Source organism: Pedobacter sp. GQ55 (assembly GCF_059758925.1).
Window position 1 is genome coordinate 69,596 of the sequence record NZ_JCAXEI010000009.1, and the last position, 12,859, is coordinate 82,454.

General features: G+C 40.0%; 12 protein-coding genes. All 12 read right to left on the bottom strand.

What is annotated here, in order from left to right; translation table 11 throughout:
* Window positions 1-12 precede the first annotated feature (12 nt).
* The 12 genes from AC6CH7_RS20570 to AC6CH7_RS20625 all read right to left on the bottom strand — a co-directional run bounded on the left by AC6CH7_RS20570 (window position 13) and on the right by AC6CH7_RS20625 (window position 12,857).
* Window positions 13-462: a DoxX family protein gene (locus tag AC6CH7_RS20570; protein WP_498264510.1), complete on the bottom strand. Its 450-nt coding sequence runs from the start codon at window positions 460-462 to the stop codon at window positions 13-15.
* A gap of 62 nt (window positions 463-524) precedes the next feature.
* The gene (locus AC6CH7_RS20575; RefSeq protein ID WP_498264511.1) at window positions 525-1,109 is read right to left on the bottom strand and encodes a Crp/Fnr family transcriptional regulator; all 585 of its coding nucleotides are present in this window, start codon (window positions 1,107-1,109) and stop codon (window positions 525-527) included.
* A 14-nt stretch (window positions 1,110-1,123) separates the two neighbouring features.
* A complete protein-coding gene (locus AC6CH7_RS20580) occupies window positions 1,124-1,720 on the bottom strand; it encodes an RbsD/FucU domain-containing protein (protein ID WP_498264512.1) in 597 nt (198 codons plus the stop codon).
* 11 nt (window positions 1,721-1,731) lie between these two features.
* Window positions 1,732-4,452 (bottom strand): GH116 family glycosyl hydrolase, encoded by a 2,721-nt coding sequence (locus AC6CH7_RS20585; RefSeq protein WP_498264513.1) that lies wholly within the window; start codon window positions 4,450-4,452, stop codon window positions 1,732-1,734.
* A gap of 78 nt (window positions 4,453-4,530) precedes the next feature.
* On the bottom strand, window positions 4,531-4,770 hold the full coding sequence (locus AC6CH7_RS20590; protein ID WP_498264514.1) for a hypothetical protein: 240 nt from the start codon (window positions 4,768-4,770) through the stop codon (window positions 4,531-4,533).
* Between the two features lie 25 nt (window positions 4,771-4,795).
* Window positions 4,796-5,452, bottom strand: coding sequence for a hypothetical protein (locus AC6CH7_RS20595; protein ID WP_498264515.1), 657 nt, complete (start codon window positions 5,450-5,452; stop codon window positions 4,796-4,798).
* Window positions 5,453-5,481: 29 nt separating this feature from the next.
* A complete protein-coding gene (locus tag AC6CH7_RS20600; RefSeq protein ID WP_498264516.1) occupies window positions 5,482-7,713 on the bottom strand; it encodes a TonB-dependent receptor in 2,232 nt (743 codons plus the stop codon).
* A 74-nt stretch (window positions 7,714-7,787) separates the two neighbouring features.
* On the bottom strand, window positions 7,788-8,492 hold the full coding sequence (locus tag AC6CH7_RS20605) for a LytR/AlgR family response regulator transcription factor (protein ID WP_498264517.1): 705 nt from the start codon (window positions 8,490-8,492) through the stop codon (window positions 7,788-7,790).
* The gene (locus AC6CH7_RS20610) at window positions 8,489-9,514 is read right to left on the bottom strand and encodes a sensor histidine kinase (RefSeq protein WP_498264518.1); all 1,026 of its coding nucleotides are present in this window, start codon (window positions 9,512-9,514) and stop codon (window positions 8,489-8,491) included. Before AC6CH7_RS20610 ends, AC6CH7_RS20605 begins: the two co-directional genes overlap by 4 nt.
* A 106-nt stretch (window positions 9,515-9,620) precedes the next feature.
* Window positions 9,621-10,985 (bottom strand): aldehyde dehydrogenase family protein, encoded by a 1,365-nt coding sequence (locus tag AC6CH7_RS20615; protein WP_498264519.1) that lies wholly within the window; start codon window positions 10,983-10,985, stop codon window positions 9,621-9,623.
* Window positions 10,982-11,698, bottom strand: a complete 717-nt coding sequence (locus AC6CH7_RS20620; protein WP_498264520.1) for a gamma-glutamyl-gamma-aminobutyrate hydrolase family protein — start codon at window positions 11,696-11,698, stop codon at window positions 10,982-10,984. Before AC6CH7_RS20620 ends, AC6CH7_RS20615 begins: the two co-directional genes overlap by 4 nt.
* Window positions 11,699-11,708: 10 nt before the next feature.
* Window positions 11,709-12,857, bottom strand: a complete 1,149-nt coding sequence (locus AC6CH7_RS20625) for an iron-containing alcohol dehydrogenase (protein WP_498264521.1) — start codon at window positions 12,855-12,857, stop codon at window positions 11,709-11,711.
* Between the last annotated feature and the right edge of the window lie 2 nt (window positions 12,858-12,859).

A 12,859-nucleotide genomic window follows, 5' to 3' on the forward strand; every position in this document is an offset into this window, starting at 1 on the left:
AGTAGGACCTGGTTATTTGGCAGAAAAGTACCACAGCCAACCTATAAAAAACAACTGAAGCGGAATGCGTTGCCACAAATAAGACATACCTTTCCCATCAAACTTTGCTGTTTCATAGTTTATGTTATGCATTGAAGCATATATGTTTGCAGGCAAAAGAAGTACGAAGAAAATGATTAGGAAGTACCCTGCATAAGGCCTAACTGCCGGGAACAACAGGGCTATTCCCAAAACAAGTTCCATAATTCCGGTTAAAAAAACAATGGAATCTTTAAATGGAATTACGGGTGGTATCATTAGCGCCATTCCTTTTGCATAAATGAAATGCCCTATTGCAGTGAAGCAGAGCATGACCAGCATTGCCAGATTGCCCCCGAATGTCAAGTTCCAGTTTCCTGTTATAAGCCTCGAGATAATCGAATACAATAAAAAAGTTGTTAATAATATAAATAAGGGCTTCATTGTTCTTTGTCTTAATGTTCAACAAAGTTGCAGAATGATAGGTACGGAAAAAATGACATATGTTAGTTTCGCACTTGAAGCTTACGGATCCGGCTAAGGCTTTCGGGCTGAATCCCTAAATAGGACGACAAATGTTTAACAGAAATATTCTGTATCAACCCAGGATTTCTACTTAAAAGTAATGCGTATCGCTCTTCAGCAGTAAAAGCAAGGAGGTCCATTTCCTTTCGCAAGCGTTTTACGTATTGAAATTCAGCCATTAGGCGGCCAACTCTTTCTCCTTCATGATCTTTTTTATAGAATTCCTGTAAGTGTCTATAAGGAATAGCAACTACTTCAGCGTCTTCTAAAAGCTCAATAAAAATAGGGCTTGGTTCTCTGCTAATTAAAGAAAGATAAGCAGTTACAAAATCGCCTTCGAATTGGAAATCTACTGTATAATCCCGGCCATCTTTCAAAAAGTAATTTCGGGTTGCACCTGCATTCAAAAAATAGATATAATTTTCGGTCTGTCCCTCCCTGATCAGATAATCGCCCTTTTTGAATGTTTTTAAAAGTAAACCGGAAGAAAAGGCAATCCACTTTTCATCAGTAAGTGTTACAAACCCAGCAATTGCCGACTTTATTTTATCGAAATTACAATTCATAACTATAAAGATAGCTATTGAGTATTTAATGCATCCCGCAACCGCTTTTCTTTATCAGCATTCCAGTACGCACAATCCAACTGTAAAAAGACCGAAGTATAAGGAATGGTCTCATTTGTTTTAATGACCAGAACTTTGAACAGTTTCGATTCCGTATCCAATTTCCTGAATACTGAATCGTGAAGCATCGTTTGAACAGTTTGATCGCCAAAGATCGTTTTTGATTCCTGTACAAACTGATTAACACCTTTGGCCTGATTTTCTGTAATAAAAACTAACTCCTTATCCTGATAGATAATTGGTTTAACATGGCCAGACAAATTGATTTGCGTAAGTACCTGCTTTAACACAGGCAACAGCCCTTCATTAACATAAATGTATTCCATTCCCGGAGCATTTTGCTCTGGGAATGCCTTATCTACAACAAGAATCCAATTCCTGTGGCCCAGCAAAGGCAATTTCTGGTTAAGCTGTTCTTTCCAGTTCTGATCTTTATCCAGAGCATCTCGATTTGTTTTGCTTGCAGGTTCCTGGCAACCAAACAAGGTTACTGAGGTAATAAACACTAAAACTGCCAGCATTTTTTTTAGCATATCAACTAATTTTCTCATGCTATATATGTTTACGAAAAGGTAATATTTAAATGCTCATTTGTTTTAACACTGATCTTCTTGTTACTAGTAATACGCAATTCGGCACCATTCTGTTTTAATTGAACAGTAATATTTTGAGTGTCAAGCATTACTGAAACCGACTTTACACTGCCTGAACCTATTTTATTAAATGCCAATTCCTGTAACTCCAACTCGCCATATTTTAAATTTATGGTGTGCAACTGTTTAGCACCCGTTTTTTTCTGTGTATAACTGCCCCATCCATTAGCTGAAGTAAAGGGAGCTTTAAAATTTTCTGCATTCCAGACCGGCGCGAATTTGATATAACCTTTGGGGCCATGGTACTCAAAACCACATGCATTAATAAAGGTTCCATAGCTTGCCATAGCTCTGGCATAATGATCGCTGCACTCAATCTCATTAAATGGATTTCTTTTGGCTGCGTGATACCTATCATGAATAAATCGGGTAAGGATCAGACTTTCTTCAACCATTCCTTCGGCCATCAGGTGCGCTGCAACCTGATGTTCAAATCCACTCATACATTCGTGAAAGTACCCAAGTTGCCAGGTTACATTCTCTCCAAATGGTTTCGGTTCGTTATGCGGATTGGTGTTCATTACCATTCCCCCCTCTCCTGGCAAAGCATATGGCCTGCCACCCACGTGGGTTTTAATGTATGGACCAACATCGGCAGTAAAGTTATATTTCCATAACGCTTTTAGGGCAGCAATGGCTTTATCTTTACTCAACACCCTTGGTAGTCCTACCTGAAATGCCCAGCTTTGACCGTATACCTGATCAATATGGCAGGTATTATAAGAGCCCAGATTTTTACGCCCCTGAACCTTATCTGGCCGATGAATAAAGTATTCGCCATTAAACAGTTTCTGTTCCATGTTCTTGCGACCATTGGTTACATAGGTTTGGCAGGTTTGGGCAAATGCAGTGTCGTTCATTTCCTCCGCCATGGCCTGACCCGCTCTTGCCGCAGCAATGCAAAGGCCTACAATCCATGCAATTTCACCTTCCCATACCGCATCCAGAGTGTTCTCCATTGGTGTATCCGTCATACCGTCGCCATTCTTATCCTGGTCCAGCATGAACTGGGTTGCCTTTTTGATTTTGGGCCAATTGGTTTGCAAAAAAGTATCGTCTCCACTCATTTGATGCTCACGGTAAAACCTAAGTATGGTACCTGCTTGTCCGTCAATGGCCGGCCTGCTTTCATTCTCTGCACGGAATATGATGGCGCCACTATCTTCCTTAAATCCAACACCTAAATCTACACGCTGTCTAAGGTCGCGCTCCAGTTCAGGAAATATTCTGGCAACCGCTTGTGCATATTGCCATACGTGCGTACAGGTTCCTGCACAGGCACCCACGCCTTCCCAGCTCCAGAAACGACCGTCAGCAAAACGATAAGTATTTGCTGTTGCCAGTGTATCAATATTAATAAAGGTACGCTCCAGGAACCAGTGTGGAAGCGTAGCGTCATTCCATGTTGTACTCCACAACTCCGTTGTGCTTGTTAGCTTTTCAAAATTTGATTGCAAGTAAGCGCTCACTGCACTGGCATCCTTAAATCTGGTGGCGTAATGGAACCCCTGTTCTGCATCCTTAACTATTTTCTTGAGGTTAACATTTGCATTGTTGAAATGCCAGCTGATTGAATAATCGGCATTAATTGATTTTCCCGGATTAAGGTCTGCAGCAACTTCAATTCCACCTACCAGTTTAGCAGGGGCATCTGCAGATGCTGAACTGGTAACCGCAGCATTAAAATGCTTGCCCGTAACCGGCCAGGGCTCAATAGCAGCATGTGTTTTGCCTTTTGCTTTATGTAGGGTAAAACACATGGTTCCACTGTCTTGTGCATTTTTTAAATCATTACTGGCAGTTTCAAACGAAGAGTAGATGCTGCTAAAGTTTTCAGAAGTTACAACCTCATTTTTCCTTTTTCCGGTATTTAGCTTCCCGCTTAACTTATTAACTCCGTTTTCCATCCACCCCAGTACTGAAACCTTTATATTACTGTTGGTGGTATTCTTTATTTCTATTCGTAAAATGGTTGCAGGCAAGGCTGAATTCTGTGCATCTAATGGAATAAATGGCGAATACACCTTAAGGTATACTGCAACAGGGAAGTCTTTACTGCTGTATTTTATGGTAGCTATTGGATAGGCCGGTTTAAATTCGATCTCATCCCAATGCTCTTCACTTAATTCTTTAATAAAGGTTTTGCCATTCACAACGGCTTTTACGGCAAAACCCTGTTCTAATACCCGTTTATTGTTGGCAATGGCCGGTTCAATGTAAGCCGAGCCGTCTCTGGCACGGATCTTTCTTACGTCTGTTCCATCATTCCAGTTCACGGTTTTAGGTTCTATCCCTTCCTGTGCACCTTCAAATGTTTCATTGTAGATTTGCCATAACCAGAGTCGCCCATCGCCACCAATATATAAGGTTCCGGCATGAAGGCCACCCACAGGCATGCCTATATATTTGAATTCATTTTTACTTTTAAAATAAGCCGTCTCTTCACCCCTGTTGTAAAGCGATTTGACCCATTGTGGGTTTAAGCCCTTACTTTCGGGTATGTTGTGAAGAGGATAGTCTAACGCAAATATACTTTTACCCCATACCGGGAACTCTACCGTTGCCAGACTAGCCGTAAGCAGGCCGGCTTTTTTAATAAAATCTCTTCTATTGGATGGTTTATTGTGCATACTGATTTATCTGGTTCAATTAATTAAAACTAAACAGTTTATACCAGATAATTTTGAAATTGCCAAAATCGCTTAATACTATGACAATTTCATTTTATGTTCCGTACACTGCCAACCACCATTGGCATGCCTGCTGAATGCAAAACGCATCAATAATCCATTTGCCGCAATGAACAATATAATTGCCAGTATGGCGGCAACTTTTGTTAGTGAAACAAGGGTTGGTTTTTTTGAAAACCCACCAAAAATATAACCGATAATAAATACCATACAAACACCAAACAGTATTCGTATGAACATGATAATTGCGAATCCCATGATCTTAAATTTTAATTGTTAATGATTATTTGTTTTTGCCTAATAATTCTTGGTTCTCTGTTTTGCCCCAGTGTGGTTGAATACCAGATTGTTCATTTTGGAGCAAAGCAAGGCTCTTGGTTGCCAACTGCTTGCCAGCCTCTTTATCGCCTCCCCACATTTTTGGGGTCTTATACATTTCCCAGGCTTTTACATAGATTGCTCTGGGGTTTTCAGGATTGAGTTCCTGTGCTTTTACCCGGTACTGCTGAGAAAGAACTCCGTATTTTCTTCCATATGTCATTGGGTTGATGAACACCTTTGTGCGGTAAACCATACTGAGCACAGTATACAGCTCTGAAAGTTCCTTTTTTTGCTGTACAGTATCGAGCAGTGACTTGGCCATTTGCACCTGCTCTTCTCCTCGGTTGCTAAATGGCTCTATACTTTCGCCATCGTCCTGATTGATGAAACCAACCTTTGCATTGCAAAATGCTGCATAATAATACTGTAGCCAGTCTTTTTGCTGTTGGGCTGCAATCTGTAAAAATTCTTTCTCGAGCAGTTCAAAATCTTCGGCTTTAGCTGCCTGATCTAATTTAGTTACCGCATTTTGTAATGCATTTGGTTTTCCTTGTTCCTGTGCTGCTGAAGTAAAATAGAATGATACCAGGGCCAGAATAGCTAATATTAACTTTTTCATACTAATTATTTTTAATGGTTAAAAAATATTTATAGATTTTTGTCGAGGAAATCGCTGGTGCGATCTATACCGAAACTCATGAATATGCCTGCATAGAAAAATCGGGTGGCAGGGAGTGTTATGGGTACTTTATTGGTACCATCCAGACTATAATTATATCCGAATACCTGCTTAGTGGCCAATATATTATTTACGCCAATACTAAACCCGGAAACAGGCCTTTGCTTCCAGCTGCTGAAGATTGAAAAAAGATGGGCAATCTGTAAATTCATTACACTGTATGCTTTTGTTTTTCCCTGATCAAAGATCTTGTATGCATTATCACCAATACTATATCTGATATCATAATATGGCCTTCCTGTAGCAATTGCATAGGATACATTCAAATAGGTATTGATGTCCTGGAAATTCTTTTTAATTGCAACTGTTGCCGTATGAGGGGTAGCAAAAGCAGGTTGCAAAGCAAATGGGTAATTGAGGTAATTGCGCTTGGTATCCAGATAGGTATAAGTAACCCAGTAATCAAGGTTTTTAATCGTTTTTTTATCCCTGAAAAACAATTCTACACCCTGTGCATATCCGCTTCCTTCACTATTAATAACAGGGTTTGTTTTTACCAGGTCATTGTACTGCTTACGATAAGCCTCTATTCTGAGGAAACGGTTGTTTGCTTTTTTGGTATAGTTTAGCACGTAATGTGTTGCCCTTGAAAATTTCAGATCAGTACTCCGGTACAAGATTTCGTTCAATGGCTCCTGGTAAAAAATGCCATAAGCCAGATTGAATTGTCCGCCCTCTTTTAAACGATATGCCAAACTTGCACGCGGTGCTATAACAGCCTTGTTTAGCAGAGAAGAGTACTCTATACGGGTTCCAATTTTTGCAGCCAGATTCTTTGCCAGATATATATCGCCTTCAACAAAAGCTGCCGATAGGTGATCGGTAATGGCTAAGGTACTGTCGTTGGAAAACCCCCTGTCCCGGTTATAAAAGTGCTCTGCTCCGAAACGCACTGCCTGGTTGTTTGAAAGTGTATTGGTAAATACTATTCTGGCCTGCGCAAAGTTAGATCGGATTAGCCGTTGGGCATTCTTATGGCTCAATGCATCATCTTCAGGATTTATCGACTGCCCGTTGGTGTTTAAAAGACCATTAATGGTATGATCTTCATTATAACTATAGGCTAAACCTGCATCAACCTGCCAATTATCTGCTAAATAATCTTTATAACTAAGGTTATTATAGATACTCTTTCCTTTTACCTGATAGCTGGATCTGAGTGTGGCACTATCAATATCAGCATTACGCATACCAACATCACTGATGTTCCAGTTGGTATAAAACTTGAACATACCGGTTTTCCCTGTTTTTATCCTAAAATTTGCATCCCCTTCAATGTATTCCGGACCACTAAAATAATCGGGTTTTTGCTTAACAATAGAATTATAAAATGTTGCATTACTATAGCGCAACGTAACGCCATAGCTACTTTTCTTATTGCGCGATAACTGTTGTATACCCGCATTGGAACTTGGTGGAAAAATAGCAAAATAGGCCGATGATTTTTCTGGGAGCTCATTGCTCTCGAGGATCAGGGCACTGCTCATTGCCTGGCCATATAATGCTGAATAACCTCCGGTACTAAAAAGTATGCCTTTAAACAGAATTGGATTAACGCGGGCATACTGCTGCACACCCGGCACCTTTGGATAGTTCGGATTCTTGAGCAGGGTACCATCTATAAACTGCCTAGTTTCGTCGCCTGTTCCACCGCGGACAAACAAGCCATCCAGATCGCCGACTTGTTGGGCGCCCGGCAAGGACCGCAGGGCTAACGATAAATCAGCCATGCTTCCTGCAACAGTAAAGGCATCCATTGCGGTAAGCGACGCCCCTTTCGCCTTATCACTTGCCTCAAAAGAACCTGCGCTAATGGTCACTTCGTTAAGCGTTCTGGTATGTGGCTTTAAAACAATGTCCAGATAAAGGGATGAATCTAAGTTGATGTCTTTTTTGAATAGTTTATAACCTATTGAGGATACAGACAGCATCTGTTTCCCTTTTAAACCTTCAATACTGAATTTACCTGTGCTATCTGTTTTAATCCCTTTATTTGAAGGGCTTAATAAAACACTTGCAAGTGGAATAGCCTTTCCTTTATCACTTTTTACCATTCCGGAAATCCGATATTGACCAAAGGCAAAAGAGGAGGCCAATACCAACAAAATTATGGTTATGTATGTTACGAAATTTGTTTTCATTGCCTGCGGGTTTTGTATAACTTACAAGCAAACTTATATTGAAAATTGATACCGTTTTTGGAGAGTAGACTACATCAGTAATTGTGTAGACGAGACCGGAGATTGTCTTTATAAAACTCACTCACTGGAATTTCTTTATTGCCAATACAGACAAAATCCCTTTTAACGGCGGTTATCTTTTGCACAACCACAAGAAAGGATTTGTGGGTTCTTACAAAGGCATTTGCCGGAAGCTTTTCTCCCATTGCCTTCATGGTCATACGAGTAAGCACGGGCTTATCGGCGGTTGACAAATGAATCTTGATGTAATCTTTTAACCCCTCTATATATTCAATATCTGCAACTACAATTTTAACCAGTGTGTATTCTACGTTTACAAAGAACTCCTGAATTTCATTTACCTCCTCATTCTGATTGTTCTGCAAACGGAATAACTCATTGGCGCGGTTACACGCCTTTAAAAACCGTTCGAAACTGAAGGGCTTTAACAGATAATCTACTACCTGCTGATTGAACCCTTCCAACGCATATTGCTCATAGGCTGTTACCAGGATCACCATTGGTGGGTGCGGTAAAGATTGCAGGAACTGCAGTCCGCTTAACCCCGGCATTTGTATGTCCAGAAAAATGAGATCTACCTGTTCGGTTTGTAAAACTTCATACGCTTCAAGCGCATTTTTACAAGTTTTAATCAACTCTAAAAATGGCAGCTGCCGGATGTTATCTTCCAAAAGATCCCGAACCAACTTTTCGTCATCAATGGCAATACATTTGATCATTTAAGCATTAAAGTTAAGGTAATATGGAATAAGTTGTTTTCCGTTTTAATTTTTAAGTTGTGCTTGCCTTTATAAAGTAAATCGAGTCGGGATTTAACATTGGCCAGTCCAATGCCTGAGTCTTCATCTTTACTGGAGTTGGGTTGATCATCAATCTGGTTTTCTACTTCAAATAGCAGCACATCATTTTTTACGGATGTACTTATTCTTATTTTAGGTTGCCCCTGATGGGCGACACCATGTTTAAAAGCATTTTCGACAAAAGGGATGAGCAGCATTGGCTCAATAGTATAATCTCCCTTTTCTATGCCAGGATCTACTTCATACTTAATTTCAACATCATTGCCAAAACGCAGTTTCTGTAACGCTATATAGTTATTAAGATAAGAAACTTCTTTGCCCAGCGCTACCTTTTTGCCTTGTGTATCGTACAACATGTAACGCATGAGCTGTGAAAGCATGATCAGAGAAGGTTCCATTTGATCTGATTTCTTTCTGGCCAGCGATACAAGGTTGGTAAGCACATTGAACAGGAAATGTGGACTGATCTGAGAGCGGAGAAACTTTAATTCGGTCGACAGCTGTTCTGCTTCGATCTTTTGCTGTTTCCTGTCGGATATGATCTTATCGACTACCTTACGGTAAACAATGCTAATTATAAATATTCCGATAGAAGGTGCAAAGACAAATTTATAAGCAGACATGTCGTTTAGCACATCGGGGAACCACCATAAAAGCAGGTGGTATTTTAACTGAAAGGAACTTATTATAAGAATTGCCGATGCAATAATGTATAACCACCACCATTGCCGGTTTAGTAGCCAGGGTATCAGATAAAAGGCATTAAAATAAAATATAAAAAGATGAATAAAACCCGCAAGGGTAAAGAAATGCCCTGGTATAGGCCCTATCTTATAATCATGTTCTGCAGAGGAAACAAAATAAGGTAATAACAGGATCATTCCCCAGACAAATACATGAAGGGCAATACCAATGTGTTGGAATTTAACAGATATTTTCATTAGCCTCAAATAACACACTACAAAGCTACTTATTCATACATGTAATGAAACAAAGAGTAGACAAAGCAGGCAATTGTAGCGACAACAGCCTGCTTTTATTGTGTTACTAGCTTCTCAAATGCCAGGCTTTAGGCTTGGTAAAAGCACGCAAACCCTGGTGGGATAAGGTAGCGCCTATACCCGAATGTTTTCTACCACTCCATGGCACGCCGGCACTTACCCTGTCGCAACAATTCCAATATCCGGTACCGGAATCAATTTGCGAAAGAATGTGTTCTGCCCTATCTCTGTTATCAGAATAAACCGAAGCCGTAAGCCCATAGGTCGTATCCTTCATCATCTCCAATGCTTTATCATCATCTGCCACTTTCATAATTCCAATGATAGGGCCAAAACTTTCCTCCTGCATCACTTTCATATCATTAGTTACATCGGTCAAAACTGTAGGTTCAAAATAATGCCCAGTATTGCCTTTGCGTTTACCGCCCTGTAATAAAGTGGCTCCCTTTTCTAATGCATCTTCAACCTGATGCTTCAGTACACCAATCTGTTCTTTTCTGGTTAAGGCACCTATATAAACCCCATCTTCTGTGGGTAGGCCTGACTTCCAGGATTTCACTTCTTTTACAAAAGCGACTACATATTCGTCGTATACATTTTCATGCACATAGATGCGCTCTACTGCACAACAACTTTGTCCGTTGTTGTAAAAGGCACCATCGGCAGTGCCCGCAGCTACTGCAACAATATCTTTTACATCATCTGCAACATATAATGGATCTTTACCGCCGAGCTCCAGATGGCAGGGAACCATCTTTTTTGCTACCCTTTCGTAAATGTGTTTTCCTGTTTTATAAGAACCGGTAAAGAAATAGCCATCGAAATCCATATCTAACAAATGTTCTCCTGTTTCTTTAGCTCCAATAGCGATCTGAAAAACATTTTCAGGTACACCAGCTTTTTTAAGTAAGCGCTCAATTTCCAATCCTGTTAAAGAAGCATATTCCGAAGGTTTATACATTACCGCATTTCCGGCAAGCAAGGCAGGTATAAATACATTTACCCCTACCAGATAAGGATAGTTCCAGGCCGATATGTTGCAAACTACACCTAGCGGATCATAAGAGATCTTCTCTTTCAGCTCATCGGTATCAGTAACCCACTCATCTGAAAGATATTTCTCTGCATTGCTAATCATCCATTGAATTCTTGTTCTGGCCCCGTTAAGTTCATTGTGCGATTGCTGTAAGGGCTTGCCTACCTCGGAAGTAAGTATTGCGGCAAGTTTTTCTTTTTCAAGATCCAACAAGTCGTAAAACCTATGGATAACAGCAATACGTCCTTTTAATGATTGTTTTGCCCAATGTTTTTGAGCAGCTTTAAGCAGGTTGTATTTATTATTTAACGACGCTCTGTCGTTTTCTATTAATATTGTAATAATTTCTTCTGTAGCCGGATTTACAACATTCATCTTTTATGATTTTTTACTGCTTCTATAAACTGTTCTTTAACTTTTTGAGAGAGTGGATTCGATTCCTTCTCTTTCATCCTTTCAGGATGCCATTGTACTCCTAGCATAAACGCTTTATCGGTTTTATCTTTAAATTCCAGGGCTTCAATGATACGGTCATCAGTATCTGAATAGGCACTAACCATTAAATTATCACCAAGATAATCCGGATTAATTCCCTGATGGTGGGCACTGTTTACTTCTCCTTTTTCTACGCTGGTTATGCTATACAGCAAGCTCTCCTTTTTAACATTTACGCCATGGATTTTGTCTTCAGCACCTTTTTTGTGGATCTGATTCACCTGTTCACCATTGTCTTCAAATACTTTCCCACCCTCAAGGATATTAACATATTGCATGCCCCGGCAGATTCCCAGAACAGGTACTTTGTGATCTTGTGAATAGGTATAAATCTGTAATTCAAACTGATCTCTTTCGGGTAAAAATATATCCGGCTTATGCGGATAATCCTGGGCACCACCATACAATTCAGGTACTACGTCTATTCCTCCGGTTAAAACAAAGCCATCACATAACTGAAAATCGTAGACGTTATCTTTTTGAAAAGAAAGCTCCATAAGTTCAATTTCATCTCCCAATTCCTGTGGGGTAAACCAATTCCAATAGTTCTGAAAATTGGTTTCGGTATAGCTTATTCCAATCTTTTTCTTCATTAGAATATCATTAAAGCGCCTTTAAATACAGTTGTTTAAAATCTTCGCGGCTAACCGGTTTAGGATTATTAGGATGTGCAAAATCCGCAAGGGCCAAATCTGCGAGTGTTTCTATATGCTCTGGTTTTACACCAATGTCTCTTAAATGATGAGGTATATTTACTTTAGTGTTCAGTTCAAAAAGGTATTTTACCACTGCTTCACCAGTTTCTTCTTCTAATTCAAGAGTCCTGGCTATCCTGCGGAATTTATCTTCAAAGCCGGCAATATTAAATTCCATTCCGTAAGGGATACTTACTGCATTGGCCAGGCCATGATGCGTATCAAGCAAGGAAGAAAGTGGATGTGCAAGTGAATGTACCACACCAAGTCCTTTTTGAAAAGCAATTGCACCCATCATAGAGGCCATCAGCATTTTACTTCTGCTTTCCAGATCAGGTTTGTTTGTTGCTTTCTCGAGTGCATCTTTTATTAACGAAATACCCTCCAGTGCTATACCATCGCATAGCGGGTGTGGATTTTTTGCCAGAAATGCCTCCATATTATGAGTAAGTGCATCCATACCTGTTGCCGCGGTAATAAATGGTGGTAAATCCATGGTAAGTGCGGGATCGGCAAATACAATTTGTGCCATTAATTTTGGAGAGAACAAAATCTTTTTCTGATGTGTTTCATCATCAGCAATAATAGCACTTCTGCCTACTTCACTTCCGGTTCCAGAGGTGGTTGGGATGGTGATAAAATGAGGAACATCGTTGGTAACGTAAACATCACCACCAATCAGGTCATCGTACTTAAAAAGATCCTCGCGATGATTTACCCTTAACACAATTGCTCTGGCTACATCCAATGCTGCACCGCCACCAATACCAATAATGCTGTCTCTGGAAGTATTATCCCACACATCACCCCCTTTGTATACATCACTTTTTACAGGGTTTTTGTGAATGTCGTTAAATACTTCTACAGAAATGTTGTGTATCTGCAGATCGGTAACAATAGCTTTAAAAAAAGGCAATGAAGCTATGGTTGGGTCTGTAACAATCATTGGCCGCTTTAATCCATTCTTTTGCAAATAGGCTGGCAATTCCTTTATAGCCCCTGCTCCAAAGCGAATGGTGGTTGGGAAATTATACTGATATACTTTATCAAATGTCATAT

Excerpts from the sequence above, each read along its gene's own strand:
- AC6CH7_RS20625 (WP_498264521.1), bottom strand. The coding sequence starts at position 12,857 with ATGACATTTGATAAAGTATATCAGTATAATTTCCCAACCACCATTCGC.
- AC6CH7_RS20585 (WP_498264513.1), bottom strand. The coding sequence starts at position 4,452 with ATGCACAATAAACCATCCAATAGAAGAGATTTTATTAAAAAAGCCGGC.
- AC6CH7_RS20575 (WP_498264511.1), bottom strand. The coding sequence starts at position 1,109 with ATGAATTGTAATTTCGATAAAATAAAGTCGGCAATTGCTGGGTTTGTA.
- AC6CH7_RS20600 (WP_498264516.1), bottom strand. The coding sequence starts at position 7,713 with ATGAAAACAAATTTCGTAACATACATAACCATAATTTTGTTGGTATTG.
- AC6CH7_RS20580 (WP_498264512.1), bottom strand. The coding sequence starts at position 1,720 with ATGAGAAAATTAGTTGATATGCTAAAAAAAATGCTGGCAGTTTTAGTG.
- AC6CH7_RS20620 (WP_498264520.1), bottom strand. The coding sequence starts at position 11,698 with ATGAAGAAAAAGATTGGAATAAGCTATACCGAAACCAATTTTCAGAAC.
- AC6CH7_RS20595 (WP_498264515.1), bottom strand. The coding sequence starts at position 5,452 with ATGAAAAAGTTAATATTAGCTATTCTGGCCCTGGTATCATTCTATTTT.
- AC6CH7_RS20570 (WP_498264510.1), bottom strand. The coding sequence starts at position 462 with ATGAAGCCCTTATTTATATTATTAACAACTTTTTTATTGTATTCGATT.
- AC6CH7_RS20615 (WP_498264519.1), bottom strand. The coding sequence starts at position 10,985 with ATGAATGTTGTAAATCCGGCTACAGAAGAAATTATTACAATATTAATA.
- AC6CH7_RS20590 (WP_498264514.1), bottom strand. The coding sequence starts at position 4,770 with ATGGGATTCGCAATTATCATGTTCATACGAATACTGTTTGGTGTTTGT.
- AC6CH7_RS20605 (WP_498264517.1), bottom strand. The coding sequence starts at position 8,492 with ATGATCAAATGTATTGCCATTGATGACGAAAAGTTGGTTCGGGATCTT.
- AC6CH7_RS20610 (WP_498264518.1), bottom strand. The coding sequence starts at position 9,514 with ATGAAAATATCTGTTAAATTCCAACACATTGGTATTGCCCTTCATGTA.